This is a genomic window from Paraburkholderia sp. SIMBA_054 (assembly GCF_046534875.1).
GTDB classification, from domain to species: domain Bacteria; phylum Pseudomonadota; class Gammaproteobacteria; order Burkholderiales; family Burkholderiaceae; genus Paraburkholderia; species Paraburkholderia hospita.
The window spans coordinates 18,948-35,891 of sequence record NZ_JAWRXV010000032.1 but is presented as its reverse complement, the minus strand read 5'-3'; the positions used below and the strand labels follow the sequence as shown (position 1 = coordinate 35,891).

Genomic DNA, 16,944 nt, shown 5'->3' with positions numbered 1-16,944 from the left:
GCCATGCGAACCAACGCCGCGCGGCGGCCCGTCCGAGCGAGCCGTCATGTCTCTCACCGCCTGGCTGTTTTTTCTTCCCGCGTGCTTCGCGATCAACATGGCGCCCGGGCCCAACAATCTGCTGTCGATCAACGTCGCCGCGCGGCACGGCTTCATGACGGCGTTCGTCGCCGGCAGCGGGCGGCTGGTCGCGTTTGCGGGCATGCTCGTGCTCGCTGCGACGGGCCTCGCCGTCGTGCTGCACGCATCCGAATTGTTCTTTCTCGCGATCAAACTGGTGGGCGCCGCCTATCTGATCTGGCTTGCTATCCAGTTGTGGCGCAGCGACGCCGGACCGATGGATGCGCTATAGCAGGACGACGCATCGCTGTGGCGCATCGCGCGCCAGGAATGCTTTGTCGCGGCGGGCAATCCGAAGGCGATTCTGGTGTTCACCGCTTTCCTGCCGCAATTCGTCGATATTTCGAAGCCGATGCTGCCGCAATTCGCCGTGCTCGGCGCGAGCTTTCTCGTGCTCGAATGGTTCGCGATCGCGCTGTATTCGTGGGCGGGCATGTATCTCGGCAAATGGCTGACGCGCGCCACCGTGCGCCGCTGGTTCAACCGCTGCTGCGGCGCGTTTCTCGGCGCAATCGGTGTGAGCTTTCTGCTGGTGCGGCGTTCGAGCTGAATCTTCACTGCGGCGCCTGAAAAAAACGGATCGGACGCAAAACGTCCGATCCGTTTTTTATTGCCGCGCCGCGATCAATGTTCGAGCGCGAGCCAGATCGACTTCGGTTCCGTGAAGTTTTCGATCGCGACATCGCCGTGTTCACGGCCAAAGCCCGAATCACCCGAGCCGCCCCACGGCAGGCGCACGTCGGTATAGCCGTAGGTGTTGATCCAGACCGTGCCCGCCTTCAGCGCATGCGCGACGCGATGCACGCGGCCGATATCCGCGCTCCACACGCCCGCCGCGAGGCTGTACGCGGTGCCGTTCGCGATGCGCACGGCATCCTCTTCGTCGTTGAAACGCACGACGCTCGCCACCGGCCCGAAGATCTCCTCCTGCGAAATGCGCATTTCATGCTTGACGTTCGCGAACACCGTCGGCTCGACGAAGAAGCCTTTCTGCCCGATGCGCGCGCCGCCCGTCACAAGTGACGCTCCCTCGTTGCGACCGATGTCCACGTAATCGAGCACCGTCTTCATCTGCGCGGCCGACACGAGCGGGCCCATGGTCGTCTCGCGCTCGGACGGATCGCCGACCTTGAGCGCTTTCGCGCGCGCAGCGAGCCGTTCGACTACTTCGTCATAGACATCGCGATGCGCCAGAATGCGCGAGCCCGCCGAACACACCTGCCCCGTGTTGAAGAAAATGCCCGAGGCGGCAGCGCGAACCGCGTTGTCGATATTCGCATCGGCGAAAATCACGTTCGCCGATTTGCCGCCGAGTTCCAGCGTCACGCGCTTGAAGTTGCTCGCCGCGCCTTGCAGGATGCCGCGCCCGACCGACGGCGAACCGGTAAACGTCACCTTGTCGATGCCCGGATGCGCGACGATCGCATCGCCGACCACGCGTCCTTTGCCCGTCACGATGTTCAGCACGCCGGGCGGCACGCCCGCCTCCAGCGCAAGTTCGCCGATGCGCAGCGCGGACAGCGGCGTGATCTCCGCGGGCTTCACGATCATCGTGCAGCCGCACGCGAGCGCGGGCGCGATCTTCCACATGCCGATCATCAGCGGGAAATTCCACGGCACGATCGCGCCGACCACGCCGACGGGCTCGCGCACCGTGTAGGTCAGCGCGTCGGGACGCACAGGCACGACCTGGCCGTTGATCTTGTCGCACCAGCCGGCGTAGTACGCGAGTGTATCGATGGCGGCGGGCACGTCCTGGCGCTTGACGGCGGCGAGTGGTTTGCCCGCGTCGAGGCTTTCCAGCGCGACGATTTCGTCCTGACGCTCGCGCAGCAGTTCGGAGAAGCGCATCAGGATCCGGCCGCGCTCGGCGGCACGCATGCCGTTCCACACCTTCAGCGCGGCGCGCGCGGCCTTGACGGCCGTATCGACATCCTGCGCGCTGCCTTGCGCGACGAGCGCTATCGGCTCTTCAGTCGCGGGGTTGATGTTGACGGTGTATTCGCCGGTGCCGGGCGGCAGCCGCTTGCCGTCGATGAGAAGATCGTAGCGTCTGAGGTCGGTTTCAGTGTCCATCTCGTACTCCTTGCGATTGCGATATGGCTTCTTCGCGAACCGTTGGCTGAACCGCCCGCACCCTCGCGCTTATGAGGCACGCATCAGCGCCTCATCGGGTACGCACGGCATCGGTTCGTGTGTGGCTCCTTTTATGGCTGGATTGACAGATGCTGCGCCAGGCGTCGCGGACGCGCCAGCATGGTCGGGCAATTCCTTGCCGGCGAACAGCGCCCAGACGGCTTCGGCATTCGGTCGCAACGAGCGGTTGCGGCGGCGCACCAGCATCGTCGTCACGGACACTTCAGGCACGAGCGGAAGCGCGACGAGCGACGCCGGCAGCGCGGCGGAATGCATGTCGACAGGCAATACGCCAACGCCGAGACCGAGTTCGATCATGCGCAGCGCCGCTGCGAGATGTCCACATTCATTGGCGCGTGCCGCATCGATACGATGCATGTTCAATGCCCGCTCTGTCACGTTGCGCGTGCCCGCCTCCGCATTCAACGTGACGAGTTGCGTGACAGTCCTGGTATTGCGCAGCGCTTCCCAGTGCAGCGCGGCACCGGAGGCGAGCGGATGCGCCTGCGGCAGCACCGCACACAACGGCGTCGAGACGAGTGGCTGCGTGTGAAAGGCATCGGCGCCCGCGACGTGCGCGTCGCACAGTACGCCGAAGTCGACTTCGCCCTGCTCGATGGCGGCGAGCACGGCATGTTGAGGCTGTTCCTTCGCGGTGACGATCAGGTCGGGGAAGATCGCAGCGCTGCGCGCGAGCCGCTCGGGCAGCCAGCCCGACGACGTCACGGGATCGCACGCGACCACCACGACGCCCGTGTGCTCCTCGTGCGCGGCACGCTCTTCGCGCAACGTCAGCTCGATTTCCTCGATCAGGCGCCCGATGCGCCGTTCGAGCCGCGAGCCCGCTGTCGTCAGTTCGACCTGACGCGTCGTGCGATCGAAGAGACGCAATGCAATCGCCTCTTCGAGTTCGCGTACGCACCGGCTCACGGCCGACTGGGTCAGATCGAACTCGCGCGCCGCGCGGGTGAAGCTCCGCTGACGCGCGACGGCGACGAACACCTTCAATTGCTGCAACGATACGTTCATGTGTTCAGGTCGCCAGGTTGAAGTGAAACGGGTTTATTCGCCCGTCTGTTCCGGCCAGTGACGCAGGGCCGGTCCATTTGCCGCCAGTTCCGGCTCGAGTTCGTGAGATGCCTCGTTCGATGTAGCGATCCAGCGCGCGCGCATCGGTGCCAGCACGAACTTCGCCGACACGCCCGCTGCAATCGTAATGACGGCCGATACGATGAACACCAGGTTCCAGCCGCCCGTCGCTGCGAGCACAGAAGCGATCGGCACGATCAGCGATGCCGTGCCCTTCGCGGTATAGAGCGTGCCCGCATTCGCCGCCGCGTACTTGCTGCCGAACGTGTCCGCGCAGATGGCAGGGAAGATCGAGAAGATTTCGCCCCAGAACAGGAAGATTAGCGCCGCGAACGTCATGAACGCATACGGGTTCTGCCCATACTCCATCAACCCGAGCAGCGCGAGACCTTCGCCGATGAAGATCGCGAACATCGTGTTTTCGCGGCCGAACTTGTCGGAGATGAAGCCGCACAGCGGACGCGTGAAGCCGTTGCAGACGTTGTCGATGGAGAGCGTCATCGTCAGCAGCGGCAGCGTGGCGCCGAACAGCGTCATCGGCAGTTTCGCGAGGCCCCAGTCCTTCGCGATCGGGCCGAGCTGCGCGGTCGCCATCAGGCCGCCTGCGGCAACTGCAACGAACGATGCATAGATCACCCAGAACACAGGCGACTTGATCATCTGGCCTGGCGTGTAGTCCTGCTTCGTGACCGCAAACTTGCGCTTGGCGGGCGGTGCCTTTGCGCCGTCGGGTTTTCTCAGCAACAGCGCGAGCACGAAAATGCAGACGCCCTGCAGAATGCCGAAGAACATGAACGTGTGCTCATAGCCCGTGCGCGTGATCATGTTCGCAATAGGAATCACCGTGACGGCCGCGCCTGCACCGAAGCCCGCCGCCGTCAGACCCGCGGCGAGACCGCGCTTGTCCGGGAACCACTTCAACGCATTGCCGACGCACGTGCCGTACACGCCGCCCGCGCCGATACCGGCGATCACGGACGCGGCGTACAGCTCCGGCAGCGTCGTCGCATAGGAATTCATCACCCATGCGAGGCCCGCGCAGATCGCGCCGCCCGCGACGACGGGACGCGGACCGAAACGGTCGACGAGCCAACCTTCCACCGGCACCAGCCACGTCTCGGTCAGAATGAAGATCGAGAATGCGAGCTGAACTTCAGCCTGCCCCCAATGATGCTTTGTGCTCATCGGTGTGACGAATAGCGTCCACGCGTACTGAAGGTTGGCGACGAGCGCCATGCACAGGATGCCAAATGCGAGTTGCCACCACCGGTTGCGCCAGAACGCAACGGGCGCTTGCTGCGAAATGCTGTTCATGTGCCTGTCTCCGCTATCTATTTAGGGCAGCCGGCCAAAGCGCCGGTCTGTATGCATGCCACCTTATAGTTGTGTCCCCAAACGGGCTGCTTCGGGGTATTGCGCAATGCCAATTCCACTACTTCTTTTATAAAAATCCTTTAATCCGATTTACCGTCTTCTTTATTCGCCTGTTAAAAGCAGCCGTCATCGGATCTTGTCTTTTCCGCATCGGAGCCTTGTTTTAAGCGTTAACCCGATGCTCGTGCTGCGAATCGTCCATTACAGAATCCATGCTAGGGTCAATGCTGAATTACTGATAATTAAAGTTTGTTACCATGAGGATTCACCTTCGCTTATACATCCGCCATGACAATGCGTAACGCGACCCTCCGCCAGCTGAAAGTCTTCGAAACAGTGGCGCGGCATCTGAGCTTTTCGCGCGCGGCGGAGGAACTGCACCTCACGCAGCCCGCCGTTTCCACCCAGGTCAGGCAGCTCGAAGAACATGCCGGCTTGCCGCTGTTCGAGCAGCTCGGCAAGAAGATCTACATGACGCCGGCGGGCACCGAAATGCTTCACTACAGCCGCGCGATCATTCAGCAATTTCATGAAGTCGACGAAGCGATGGGCCAGCTCAAAGGCATATCGGGCGGCAAGCTGAACGTCGCGGTGATCAGCGCGGGCGACTACTTCTTTCCGCGCCTGCTTGCCGAATTCACGCGTCGCTACGCGGGTGTCGAATTGAATCTTGCCGTGCACAACCGCGAAGAACTGCTGCATCAGCTGTCGACCAATCAGACCGATCTCGCGGTGATGGTGCGTCCACCGCAGGAAATGGATGCGATCAACGAAGTGTTCGCGCCGCATCCGTATGTGATCGTCGCGGCGCCCACGCATCCTCTCGCCAACAAGCGCAACATCAAGATCAGCCAGCTTGCGAGCGAGGCCTTCGTGGTGCGCGAACGCGGCTCGGACACGTGGAATTCGATGGAAGAAGGCTTTGCGGGGCGCCTCACGAACCTGAAGATCGCGATGGAAATCAAAAGCACCGAGACCATCAAGCAGGCCGTGATCGCGGGCATGGGCATCGCGTTCCTGTCGGCGCATACGATCAGCCTCGAATTGCAGGTCGGGCATCTCGTCGTGCTGGATGTCGAAGACTTTCCGGTGATGCTCAACTGGTACGTCGTGCATCGCAAGAACAAGCGGCTGCCGCCCGTTGCCGTAGCGTTCAAGCGCTTTCTGATGGAAGAAGGCGCGGCCCTGATCGAGCAGATTACGCGCGTGAATCAACTGGCCGTCCATAAGTGACACGCTATGGATAGCCAATGAAACTTTAACTATTGCAGATTCATTGCGGCTCCTATGCTTCTGTCGAGCCTCGTCACTCGACATAGGAGCATTGCGATGAATCAGTCTGCCGATCTGCACAATGAAGCACTGCTGAGCGCCTACAACGCCGCGTTCAGCGATCTGGGCCTGCGGTTTCGCTGGAGCCAGGCCACGCTCGATTTCTTCGACGACGTCAGCAATGAAACGGCGCGCATTACCGCCTATATCGAGCGCTTTCAATCGCATCTGCTCAACGCCTATGACGCCGACTTTCTCGCGCAACTGATCTTCGACCGGAAGAGCCAGTTCTATCGCGGGTCCGTCGCTCAATGACGCAGGGTTGCAGTTCATCGATGACTCTCTCCGACGGCTGTGCTTCGTGAATCCGACGATTCGCGAAGCGCGGCCGTCCTGTGTTTTGTTCAGTGACTTCAGTGACGCTTGACCTGATAACGTTGGCGGCTGCGTACGCGCATCGCCGCGTGCGTCATATGCGTGCCTCTCGCGGCTGACAGGCAACGTGCCTGCGTGCGGGGCGGATTGCTCGTCCATGTCCAGCGCTGCGTGAAATCGTCGGCGGCTTGCATGCGCGCAGGGTCACCGTCCCACGCGACGCGCAATGACACACCACGCCGCGCCAACATACCGCAATGCGCCGGCGCGCGCACACCGTGCTCGTGCGTGGTCAGCATCACATGTGCGCCCAGCGCGGCAGCCAGCAGGCTCACAGCGAATAGCGCCGCGATGCCCGGCAGTTGCGCAGGCTCGTTGACAAAAGCGTAACCAAGCCAGATACACAATCCCATCGCCAGCAGATCGACGAGCTTGTCGCCTGCTGCGACTTGCCGCATGTTCCGCCCGCGATGCGTGAGCCGGTTGACGAACGCGGTCGACGCGATCGCCAGCAGCAATGCGCCCGAAAACACGAACACATACAGCTCCAGGCGCTCGAGTCCCGACCACGCGATGAAGCCCGCACCTTCCGGCATGTCATCTCCTTGCGTCGCGCATACGCGCTTGTTCCGCTTGTTCGTTTTGTGCTTCGCTCAGATCGCGCCAGCTGTTCTGAGCGTTTCGATCTGTTCACGCGAATAGCCGAGTTCGGCCATCACTTCGTCCGTGTGCTCGCCGAGCAGCGGCGAACGTGTCACGTCCGTCGGGCTGTCCGACAGCTTGATCGGGTTGCCCACCGTCAGATACTTGCCGCGCACCGGGTGATCGACCTCGACGATCGTCCCCGTCTTGCGCAGCGAGTCGTCTTCCGCGATCTCCTTCATCGACAGGATCGGGCCGCACGGAATGTCGTACTTGTTCAGGATCTCCATCGCCTCGAACTTGGTCTTCGTCATCGTCCAGCGTTCGATCTCTGCGAAGATTTCCTTCAGGCGCGGCAGGCGTGCGCCCGGCGTCGCGTATTCGGGGTCGGTAGCCCACTCTTCCTTGCCGATCACGTTGCAGATCTTCACCCACACGGGTGCCTGCGTGATGAAGTAGATGTACGCGTTCGGATCGTGCTCCCAGCCCTTGCACTTCAAAATCCAGCCCGGCTGTCCCCCGCCCGATGCATTGCCCGCGCGCGGTACCGCTTCACCGAACGTGCCGTTCGGATACTGCGGGTACTCCTTCATCACGCCCGTGCGTTCCAGCCGCTGCTGGTCGCGCAGCTTCACGCGGCACAGGTTCAGCACGCCGTCCTGCATCGCCGCGAGCACCTTCTGGCCACGGCCCGTCATCGTGCGCTGATAGAGCGCCGTCACGATGCCCAGCGCCAGGTGCAGGCCCGTGCCGCTGTCGCCGATCTGCGCGCCCGTCACGACGGGCGGGCCATCGTCGAAACCCGTGGTGGAGGCCGCGCCGCCCACGCACTGCGCCACGTTCTCGTAGACCTTGCAGTCTTCGTACGGCCCGGGACCGAAGCCCTTGACCGACGCGACGATCATCTTCGGGTTCAGCTCCTGGATGCGCTCCCACGTAAAACCCATGCGGTCCAGTGCGCCCGGCGCGAAGTTCTCCACCAGCACGTCGCACTTCTGGATCAGCGCCTCGAGCACGAGCTTGCCTTCGGGATTCTTCGTGTCGATGGTGACCGAGCGCTTGTTGTGGTTGAGCATCGTGAAGTACAGGCTGTCCGCGTCGGGGATGTCGCGCAGCTGTTCGCGCGTGATGTCGCCTGCGCCCGCGCGCTCTACCTTGATCACGTCTGCGCCGAACCATGCGAGCAACTGCGTGCAGGTCGGGCCTGATTGCACGTGGGTGAAATCGAGAATGCGCACACCGTCGAGTGCTTTGCCCATCTTGTGTCCCCTCCGAGCACCTGACGCTCTGTTTTCGACCGTCCGTGTTCTATACGGTATGTGATATATCTAATCGCTGCAAGCGCTTTCACCTTCGTAAGCGGAATCCTTGAGAAGCGACAAAAGCCTTACGAAACAAGGAGAAGGCGCCAAATTACGCATTAAGAACTCGCTTCACAAAGGGAAAACCCCGATCCATTTATCTGCTTGAGCATCTCTGATATATCACATACCATATTTCCACCCTGAGCCGACCGCCCTTTCAATTGACGCCACCGAGCGTCGAATCCATCCAGCGAGGAGACAGGTGAACATTCACGAATATCAGGCGAAGGAACTGCTGAAGGGCTACGGCGTCGCCGTGCCGAATGGGCGCGTCGCGTTCACGCCGCAGGAGGCCGAGGACGCGGCGCTCGCGCTCGGCGGCTCGGTGTGGGTCGTGAAATCGCAGATTCATGCGGGCGGGCGCGGCGCAGGCCGTTTCGCCGACGATCCGAACGGCAAAGGCGGCGTGCGCGTCGTCAAGTCAGTCAGCGATGTCGGTCTCGATGCGGCGCAGATGCTGTCGCACGTGCTCGTCACGAAGCAGACGGGGCCGGCGGGGCGCGAAGTGAAGCGCATCTATATCGAGGAAGGCTGCGCGATCGAACGCGAGCTGTATCTCGGCATGCTGATCGACCGCAGCACGTCGCGCATCACAGTGATGGCGTCGACGGAAGGCGGCATGGAGATCGAAGAAGTGGCCGCGCGCACGCCCGAGAAGATCCTGAAAGTCGCGATCGATCCCGCGACGGGTCTGCAACCGTTCCACGCACGCCAGATCGCGTTCGGCCTCGGGCTGACGGGCAAGCAGATCAAGTCGGCGACACAGTTCATCGCCAACGCGTATCGCGCGTTCGTCGAACTGGATGCGTCGATTGTCGAGATCAATCCGCTCGTCGTCACGCAGCAAGGCGACGTGATCGCGCTCGACGCGAAGATCAATTTCGACGACAACGCCCTGTTCCGCCATCCGTCCATCGAAGCGCTGCGCGACGAAGCGGAAGAAGACGCCGCCGAGCTCGAAGCCGCGAAGCATGGCCTCAACTACGTGACGCTCGACGGCAACATCGGCTGCATGGTGAACGGCGCGGGCCTCGCAATGGCGACGATGGACATCATCAAGCTCTATGGCGGCGAGCCGGCGAACTTTCTCGACGTGGGCGGCGGCGCAACCAAAGAACGCGTCGCGACCGCGTTCCGCCTGATTCTGCGCGATCCCAAAGTGGAAGGGATTCTGGTCAATATCTTCGGCGGCATCATGCGTTGCGACGTGATTGCCGAAGGCGTCGTCAGCGCCGCGCGCGAAGTGGACTTGCGCGTGCCGCTCGTCGTGCGGCTGGAAGGCACGAACGTCGAACTCGGCAAGCAGATCCTGCGCGACTCGGGCCTGCCGATTCTCTCGGCCGATCATCTCGCCGACGCGGCGAGCAAGGTCGTCGCCGCAGTGAAGGAAAACAACGCGACGGAGGCGAACTGACATGGCCGTACTGATCGATCGCAACACGAAAGTGATTTGCCAGGGCTTCACGGGATCGCAAGGCACGTTTCACTCCGAGCAGGCGCTCGCCTACGGCACGCAGATGGTCGGCGGCGTCACGCCCGGCAAGGGCGGCGCGGCGCATCTCGGTCTGCCCGTGTTCGACACCGTCGCCGATGCCGTCGATGCAACGGGCGCGAACGCGTCCGTGATCTACGTGCCGCCGCCAATGGCCGCCGACGCGATTCTCGAAGCCGTCGATGCGGAGATTCCGCTTGTCGTCTGTATCACCGAGGGCATTCCCGTCATCGACATGGTGCGCGTGAAGCGCGCGCTCACCGGTTCGGCGACGCGGCTGATCGGGCCGAACTGTCCGGGCGTCATCACGCCGGGACAGTGCAAGATCGGCATCATGCCGGGGCACATTCATCGTCCGGGCAAGATCGGCGTGGTGTCGCGCTCGGGCACGCTGACCTACGAAGCCGTCGCGCAAACGACGGCGGCGGGCCTCGGGCAGACGACGTGCATCGGCATTGGCGGCGATCCCGTCAACGGCACGAACTTCATCGATTGCCTGGAGATGTTCCTCGCCGACGACGACACGCAAGGCATCATCATGATCGGCGAAATCGGCGGCTCGGCTGAAGAGGACGCGGCGCAGTTTCTGAAGGACTCGCGCTCGAACAAGCCAGTGGTTGGTTTTATCGCTGGAACGAGCGCGCCGCCCGGACGGCGGATGGGGCACGCGGGCGCGATCATCTCGGGCGGCAAGGGCACGGCGGGCGCGAAGATCGACGCGATGCGATCGGCGGGCATCCATGTCGCGCAGTCGCCGGCGGCGCTAGGCGAGACGATGCTCAAGGCCATGCAGTCATGATGTGAAAAAGGCCAGCGAACTGTCAGTTCCGCTGGCCTTTGGATACATCGAGCAGCAACGCTCAGTCGAGAAAATCGCAATTCGCTTCGACGAAAGCCGCCAGTCCGAGCGAGTGATCGCGCACGAGACGCTCCGCGAGTTCGGTGTCGCGCTTTTCCAGTGCCTCGATGATGCGCAGATGATCGACGATCGAGCGCGACGCACGGTCGCTCTGCGAGATCGTCATGCGACGAATGGCGCGCACGTGGATAAAGATGTTCTTGATCGTGTCGAGAATGATCTGCGACTTCGACAGCTGCACGATGGACTGATGGAACGCGATGTTCGCGTCCGAATACTCGGCGATATGTTCGGCCGGCGTCGAATCGCGGAACTGGTCGAACATGTGACGCAGGCGCGCGATTTCTTCGTCCGTTGCGTGCAGCGTAGCGAGACGCGCCGCCATGCTTTCCAGCGCGGCCCACATCTGGATCATCTCAACGATCTCACGCTTGCTCTTGCGCACAATATAGATGCCGCGCCTCGGCACCATGCGCAGAAAACCTTCCTGCTCCAGCAGCGTCATCGCCTCGCGTACGGGCGTGCGGCTCACGCCTAGCGACTCGCTCAGCGCGCGCTCGTCGAGGCGAATCTCTTCGCTCGACGCGTAAATGTCGGCATCCGCGATAGCCTGCCGCAATAACGCGTAGGCCTGATCGCGGAGGCTGGCGCTGTTGCCGATGGGCTGCAGCGCCAGAGGCAGGTTCAGTGCGGGTGTGGACACTGCTTAGTTCGACGAGCCGACCGCGTTCATCGCGGCTTCGACACGCGAGCGGTACGGCGTAGCTTCACGCACCGTGGCCGCTTCGAGACCAACATAACGGCCGTGCTTCGATGCCAGCTCCGCGACATGCTGCGGAATCCACTTGGTCAGCAGCACGGTTGCGGCCGAACCCAGGCCCACGACAGCAACGGCGAAGAATGCAAGCGACACGAAATCCATTTGATGCTCCCGTCATTGAGTGATTCGATAACTCAATCATATGCTGCGTCGCGGAAAAAATCAAGTATCTTGTATGTGGTATATCAGATACAGTTGTTCAGCGGCCGCAACAATCCCAACGTAGCACGCCGGGCCCGGAACCGCGATGGCTGGCCGTCCCAGCGCTTACTGTACTTTTTTCCCGTGCGGCGAACTGTACTTCTAGAACGGTTCATCAACAGCAAAACGAGGATCGAACGCCATTTCAAATAACCCCGCGCGAGCCTTTCCATGTGCTAACGCAGCAATCTGCACGCTCGTACCGATTCCGCCCCGAAATGAATACCGGCGCGTGGCGCGTCAAGCGGTCACCTGCGGCGGCATGTCGCTTGAAAACGCTGTATCCCGCTACGCACAACGGTCCCAGCGGTTTCCATATGCACTTAATTCTCATATTGCCAAGCCGGTCGCGTGCACCTATCGTCTCGCCATTGCCGAATTTGGCCTCCCGGTAGCACGTTCCTGAATATGCTGCAGCCCAGCATATCTAGTGAAATTTGCGCTACCTCAAGTTTCGGCAATTGCAACCGATAACCAGACGTTTAGCCCGATCGGAGACCGACCATGAGCAGCATCACTGAGCCCGGCGGTAGCGCCAGCTCGCCATCATTCTTTTCAAAACAGGCAACGATCGCCCAACCTGGCTTTTCCCGCTGGATGGTGCCGCCTGCCGCCCTCGCCGTGCACCTGTGCATCGGCCAGGCCTATGCGTTCTCCGTGTTCAACGGGCCGCTCACCAAAGTCATCGGCGTCACGCAGTCCGCGCCGGACGACTGGTCGCTGACCACGCTCGGCTGGATCTTCTCGCTCGCGATCGTCTGCCTCGGCTTGTCGGCGGCGTTTGCCGGCAAGTGGCTCGAAAAAGTCGGTCCGCGCCGCACGATGTTTACGGCCGCGTGCTGCTTCGGCGGCGGCTTCATCGTCTCGGCGATCGGCGTGTGGACGCACCAGATCGCGCTGCTGTATCTCGGCTATGGCGTGATCGGCGGAATCGGGCTCGGGCTCGGTTACGTGTCGCCCGTGTCGACGCTGATCCGCTGGTTCCCGGACCGTCGCGGCATGGCGACGGGCATGGCGATCATGGGTTTCGGCGGCGGCGCGATGATCGCCGCCCCGCTGTCCGTCGCGCTGATGAACCACTTCAAGAGCGCAACGAGCATCGGCGTGGCTGAAACGTTCATCGTGCTCGGCATCGCGTACTTCATTTCGATGTCGATCGGCGCACTCGCGATCCGCGTGCCGCCCGCCGACTGGAAGCCGGCCGGCTGGACGCCGCCCGCGACCACGATGCAGAAGATGATCACGCGCAACCACGTGCATATCGACCAGGCGCTGAAGACGCCCCAGTTCTACCTGATCTGGCTGGTGCTGTTCCTGAACGTGACGGCCGGCATCGGCATTCTCGGCCAGGCTTCCGTGATGATCCAGGAAAGCTTCAAGGACACGGTGACGGCCGCTGCCGCTGCGGGCTTCGTCGGCCTGCTGTCGCTCTTCAACATGGGCGGCCGCTTCGTGTGGGCATCGGCGTCGGATTACGTGGGCCGCAAGAACACATACTTCATCTTCTTCGCGCTGGGCGCCGTGCTGTACTGGCTCGTGCCGAGCTTCGCGTCGACGGGCAACATCGCGCTGTTCGTGCTGTGCTACTGCGTGATCCTGTCGATGTACGGCGGCGGCTTCTCGACCGTGCCCGCCTATCTCGCGGACATGTTCGGCACCGCATTCGTCGGCGGCATTCACGGGCGTCTGCTGACGGCGTGGGCGGCAGCGGGCGTCGCGGGCCCCGTGCTCGTCAACTACATCCGTGCCTATCAGGTCGCGCATGGCGTTGCGAAAGCGGACGCCTACACGATGACCGTGCACATCATGACGGTGCTGCTCGTGATCGGCTTCATCTGCAACCTGCGCGTCAAGCACGTGCACGACAAGCATCACATGACGGACGCGCAACTCGCGGCCGCCAAATAAGGTCAGACAAAGGAGAAACACAATGTCGACGCAAACCGCTCATCCGACGAACAAGGGCCTGCTCGCCGTGTTCTGGGTGTATGTGCTGATTCCGCTGACGTGGGGCGTGGTGAACACGCTGCTGCAGGCGATGAAGCTGTTCGGCTGAGCCGATTTCAGCACCGCAGTTTGAAGAAGGCCGGGCATCGCTGCCCGGCCTTTTTTATTGCGCTAGAACTTTTGCGCGTCCGCGGTTCCGGCGGACGGAAGCTGCATCGGGAACGTGATCTCGAACGTCGTGCCGACGCCGCGCTGCGAGTCGAAGCGCAACTCACCATCCAGCATCCGGCACAGCTCTTTCACGATAGCGAGGCCGAGACCCGCGCCGGGCACGTCGTCGTCATTGGCGCGCTCGAATTCCTTGAACACCCGATCGCGATCCGATGCGCCGATGCCCACGCCCGTATCCGACACGCGCAGACACCATGCGTCGTTGCCGCGCGCCCTGATTTCCAGCGTGACCTCGCCCGCCTTCGTGTACTTCGACGCATTCGTCAGCAGATTGATCGCGATCTGCTTGAGCTTGAGGCGGTTCGACTGCACGGACGCCAGTTGCCCGTCGAACGATGCATTCAGCTTGAGCCCTTTCTCGCGGATAGCAGGGCCGCATGAAGCGACCAGTTCGTTGAACAGCGCGTGCAGATCGACGGTTTCGACAGCGGCCTGATTCGTGTCGCCGAGCACGACCGAATACTCGACCAGTTCATCGACCAGCACCTTCATATCGGCGGCCTGCCGGTTCGCGAGCGCGAGCGCGGCCTCGGTTTTTGCCGGCGCGCGCGCGACGAGCTGCAACGCCATCGAAAACACATTGAGAAAGTTTCGCAGATCGTGCACGACGCTGCGTGTGATCTGCATGCGCGACTCGTACAGTTCGCCGACCAGTTTCTGCTTGAGAAGCAGTTCGTGGTTGGCGCGTTCGAGCCGCCCCGTATATTCGTCGATCTTGCGATCGCGTTCAGTGACGACTTCACGTATCGACGTCAGCGTGACGAAGCTGACGGCCTCGTCGATGAAATAGCGCGCACGTTCTTCGTGACGCCGCGTAAAGGCGGGATGCGTCTCCGCGTACTGCACGACCGCACCCATCAGCACCTGGCGGAACAGATCGAGCTCGCGCACGAGTTCGTCGATGCGGTAGCCCTGCTTCCAGCGCATCTTGCCGTGCAGCTTCGCCTTGCGCTCGATTTCGGGCTCGACCTCTTCGAGGTCCTGCTGCTCGAGCGCGCTACACATGGAATCGAGAATGTCGGGTACGTGGTCCGTCAATTGCTCGTTTGTCAGACGGTCGTGGTCCGTCAGCTCGACATCGCTGAACACGGCCTTCAGCCAGCGTTCAGTCAGCTCGACCTCGTTATTGCGGATGTGCGCGGCGAATGCGCCGAGCGGTCGTGATTGCGTCGTGGCCATGGTTGTCGCTCGCGTCTCGCCCAAAGCGTCGTGCTGCGATATCGAACGGCTGCGATGCGGCATTGCCTGCGCATTGCCCGCATACACCAGCCCGCTCCCATGTCGGCTTCACGCCAACGACGTTCATCGTACTACGACTTCAGGCGATAGCCCGTTTTGAATATCCAAGCGATCACTGCAAGGAAGATGCAAAGAAACAGCGCGGTCATGCCGAGACTGATGCCGACGCTGACATCCGCCAGCCCGAAGAAGCTCCAGCGAAAGCCGCTAACCAGATAGACGATCGGATTGAACAGCGTGACGATTTTCCACGCGGGCGGCAGCATCGCGACCGAGTAGAAACTGCCGCCGAGAAACGTCAGCGGTGTGATGATGAGCAGCGGCACGAGTTGCAGCTTCTCGAAGTTGTCGGCCCAGATGCCTATGATAAAGCCGAGCAAACTGAAGGTGACGGCCGTCAGCACGAGAAAGGCGATCATCCAGACGGGATGCTGCACCTGCAACGGCACGAACAGACCCGCCGTGGCCAGAATGATCAGACCGAGAATGATCGACTTGGTCGCCGCCGCGCCGACATAGCTGATCACGATCTCCAGATACGACACGGGCGCGGACAGCAGTTCGTAAATGGTGCCTGTGAAGCGCGGAAAATAGATACCGAACGACGCGTTGGAAATACTCTGCGACAACAGCGACAGCATGATGAGCCCCGGCACGATAAACGAGCCGTAGCTGATGCCCTCCACTTCGCGGATGCGCGAGCCGATCGCCGAGCCGAACACGATGAAATAGAGCGACGTCGAAATGACGGGCGCGATCACGCTCTGCATCAGCGTGCGCCCGGTGCGCGCCAATTCGAAGCGGTAGATTGCGCGGATGGCATGGATGTTCATCGCACGCTCTCCTCTTGTTGTTGTTTGTGCACGAGACTCACGAAAATGTCTTCGAGCGAGCTTTGCGTCGTGTGCAGGTCCTTGAAGCGGATACCCGCTTCGCTGAGATCGTTGAGCAGCGCAACGATGCTGCTGCTCTTCTCGCGTTCGGCGTCGTACGTGTAGATCAGTTCGCCGTTGTCGTTCGCAAGCTCCAGCCCATAGTCCGCCAGCGACGCCGGAATGCTCGCGAGCGGCGTTTCGAGTTGCAGCGTCAACTGCTTCTTGCCGAGCTTGCGCATCAACTCCACTTTGTCTTCGACGAGCATGATCTGGCCGCCGTTGATCACACCGATGCGGTCGGCCATCTCTTCGGCTTCTTCGATGTAATGCGTGGTGAGGATGATCGTCACGCCGTTCGCGCTCAGCGAGCGCACCAGCTTCCACATGTCGCGGCGCAGTTCGACGTCGACGCCCGCCGTCGGCTCGTCGAGAAACAGGATGCGCGGCTCGTGCGACAACGCCTTGGCGATCAGCACGCGCCGCTTCATGCCGCCCGACAACTGGATGATGCGGCTATTGCGCTTCTCCCACAGCGAGAGGTCGCGCAGCACCTGTTCGATATGCGCCGGATTCTTCGGCTTGCCGAACAGGCCGCGACTGAACGACACCGTCGCCCAGACGGTTTCGAACGCATCCGTGGTCAATTCCTGCGGCACCAGTCCGATCAGCGAGCGCGCGGCCCGGTAGTCGTTGCGGATATCGCGGCCGTCGACGGTCACGGTGCCTTCGCTCGCATTGACGATGCCGCAGATGATGCTGATGAGCGTGGTCTTGCCCGCGCCGTTCGGCCCAAGCAATGCAAAGATTTCGCCTTGGCGAATGGAGAGGTCGATACGCTTGAGGGCCTGGAAACCCGATGCGTATGTCTTCGACAGATTCGAGACCGAGATGATGGGTAGCATAGACGC

At 61.9% G+C, this 16,944-nt stretch carries 16 protein-coding genes and 1 pseudogene; 7 read left to right on the top strand and 10 right to left on the bottom strand.

What is annotated here, in order from left to right; translation table 11 throughout:
* The first annotated feature begins 46 nt into the window (after nucleotides 1-46).
* A pseudogene (locus SB822_RS32425) lies at nucleotides 47-670 on the top strand (LysE family translocator).
* A gap of 74 nt (nucleotides 671-744) precedes the next feature.
* Here the strand turns inward: SB822_RS32425 and SB822_RS32420 are convergent.
* The 3 genes from SB822_RS32420 to oxlT all read right to left on the bottom strand — a co-directional run bounded on the left by SB822_RS32420 (nucleotide 745) and on the right by oxlT (nucleotide 4,659).
* Complete coding sequence (locus tag SB822_RS32420; protein ID WP_007744254.1) at nucleotides 745-2,196, bottom strand: aldehyde dehydrogenase family protein; 1,452 nt, start codon at nucleotides 2,194-2,196, stop codon at nucleotides 745-747.
* A gap of 69 nt (nucleotides 2,197-2,265) precedes the next feature.
* Complete coding sequence (locus SB822_RS32415; protein WP_007744253.1) at nucleotides 2,266-3,285, bottom strand: LysR family transcriptional regulator; 1,020 nt, start codon at nucleotides 3,283-3,285, stop codon at nucleotides 2,266-2,268.
* 33 nt (nucleotides 3,286-3,318) lie between these two features.
* On the bottom strand, nucleotides 3,319-4,659 hold the full coding sequence (gene oxlT, locus SB822_RS32410; RefSeq protein ID WP_318224347.1) for an oxalate/formate MFS antiporter: 1,341 nt from the start codon (nucleotides 4,657-4,659) through the stop codon (nucleotides 3,319-3,321).
* Nucleotides 4,660-5,007: 348 nt separating this feature from the next.
* On the opposite strand from oxlT, the gene SB822_RS32405 reads away from it, so the two are divergent.
* The gene (locus SB822_RS32405; RefSeq protein WP_007744251.1) at nucleotides 5,008-5,952 is read left to right on the top strand and encodes a LysR family transcriptional regulator; all 945 of its coding nucleotides are present in this window, start codon (nucleotides 5,008-5,010) and stop codon (nucleotides 5,950-5,952) included.
* A gap of 96 nt (nucleotides 5,953-6,048) precedes the next feature.
* Nucleotides 6,049-6,306: a hypothetical protein gene (locus SB822_RS32400; protein WP_086916543.1), complete on the top strand. Its 258-nt coding sequence runs from the start codon at nucleotides 6,049-6,051 to the stop codon at nucleotides 6,304-6,306.
* A 98-nt stretch (nucleotides 6,307-6,404) separates the two neighbouring features.
* On the opposite strand, the gene SB822_RS32395 is transcribed toward SB822_RS32400, so the two are convergent.
* Complete coding sequence (locus tag SB822_RS32395) at nucleotides 6,405-6,962, bottom strand: NADP transhydrogenase subunit beta (protein ID WP_079501137.1); 558 nt, start codon at nucleotides 6,960-6,962, stop codon at nucleotides 6,405-6,407.
* A 57-nt stretch (nucleotides 6,963-7,019) separates the two neighbouring features.
* Complete coding sequence (frc, locus tag SB822_RS32390; RefSeq protein ID WP_024163244.1) at nucleotides 7,020-8,267, bottom strand: formyl-CoA transferase; 1,248 nt, start codon at nucleotides 8,265-8,267, stop codon at nucleotides 7,020-7,022.
* A 307-nt stretch (nucleotides 8,268-8,574) separates the two neighbouring features.
* Between frc and sucC the strand changes: the two genes are divergently transcribed.
* Both sucC and sucD read left to right on the top strand, forming a co-directional pair.
* Nucleotides 8,575-9,786 (top strand): ADP-forming succinate--CoA ligase subunit beta, encoded by a 1,212-nt coding sequence (sucC, locus tag SB822_RS32385; RefSeq protein ID WP_009770391.1) that lies wholly within the window; start codon nucleotides 8,575-8,577, stop codon nucleotides 9,784-9,786.
* 1 nt (nucleotide 9,787) lies between these two features.
* Entirely contained in the window at nucleotides 9,788-10,663 is an 876-nt protein-coding gene (gene sucD, locus SB822_RS32380; protein WP_410856464.1) for a succinate--CoA ligase subunit alpha, read from the top strand.
* Between the two features lie 61 nt (nucleotides 10,664-10,724).
* Here sucD and SB822_RS32375 read toward each other — a convergent pair whose 3' ends face one another.
* Nucleotides 10,725-11,405 (bottom strand): GntR family transcriptional regulator, encoded by a 681-nt coding sequence (locus SB822_RS32375; protein WP_090838433.1) that lies wholly within the window; start codon nucleotides 11,403-11,405, stop codon nucleotides 10,725-10,727.
* A gap of 24 nt (nucleotides 11,406-11,429) precedes the next feature.
* Nucleotides 11,430-11,645 carry a hypothetical protein gene (locus tag SB822_RS32370; protein ID WP_007733323.1) on the bottom strand — a complete coding sequence of 72 codons (216 nt, stop codon included), beginning with the start codon at nucleotides 11,643-11,645 and terminating at the stop codon, nucleotides 11,430-11,432.
* A 603-nt stretch (nucleotides 11,646-12,248) separates the two neighbouring features.
* Between SB822_RS32370 and SB822_RS32365 the strand changes: the two genes are divergently transcribed.
* Together SB822_RS32365 and SB822_RS32360 are read left to right on the top strand one after the other, a co-directional pair.
* The gene (locus SB822_RS32365; protein WP_410856463.1) at nucleotides 12,249-13,652 is read left to right on the top strand and encodes an OFA family MFS transporter; all 1,404 of its coding nucleotides are present in this window, start codon (nucleotides 12,249-12,251) and stop codon (nucleotides 13,650-13,652) included.
* A gap of 22 nt (nucleotides 13,653-13,674) precedes the next feature.
* The gene (locus SB822_RS32360) at nucleotides 13,675-13,800 is read left to right on the top strand and encodes a hypothetical protein (protein WP_007733319.1); all 126 of its coding nucleotides are present in this window, start codon (nucleotides 13,675-13,677) and stop codon (nucleotides 13,798-13,800) included.
* A 62-nt stretch (nucleotides 13,801-13,862) separates the two neighbouring features.
* Here the strand turns inward: SB822_RS32360 and SB822_RS32355 are convergent, their stop codons facing one another.
* The 3 genes from SB822_RS32355 to SB822_RS32345 all read right to left on the bottom strand — a co-directional run bounded on the left by SB822_RS32355 (nucleotide 13,863) and on the right by SB822_RS32345 (nucleotide 16,938).
* Nucleotides 13,863-15,101: a sensor histidine kinase gene (locus tag SB822_RS32355; protein WP_007733317.1), complete on the bottom strand. Its 1,239-nt coding sequence runs from the start codon at nucleotides 15,099-15,101 to the stop codon at nucleotides 13,863-13,865.
* A gap of 131 nt (nucleotides 15,102-15,232) precedes the next feature.
* The gene (locus tag SB822_RS32350) at nucleotides 15,233-15,994 is read right to left on the bottom strand and encodes an ABC transporter permease (RefSeq protein ID WP_007733315.1); all 762 of its coding nucleotides are present in this window, start codon (nucleotides 15,992-15,994) and stop codon (nucleotides 15,233-15,235) included.
* Nucleotides 15,991-16,938: an ABC transporter ATP-binding protein gene (locus SB822_RS32345; protein WP_009770388.1), complete on the bottom strand. Its 948-nt coding sequence runs from the start codon at nucleotides 16,936-16,938 to the stop codon at nucleotides 15,991-15,993. Before SB822_RS32345 ends, SB822_RS32350 begins: the two co-directional genes overlap by 4 nt.
* Between the last annotated feature and the right edge of the window lie 6 nt (nucleotides 16,939-16,944).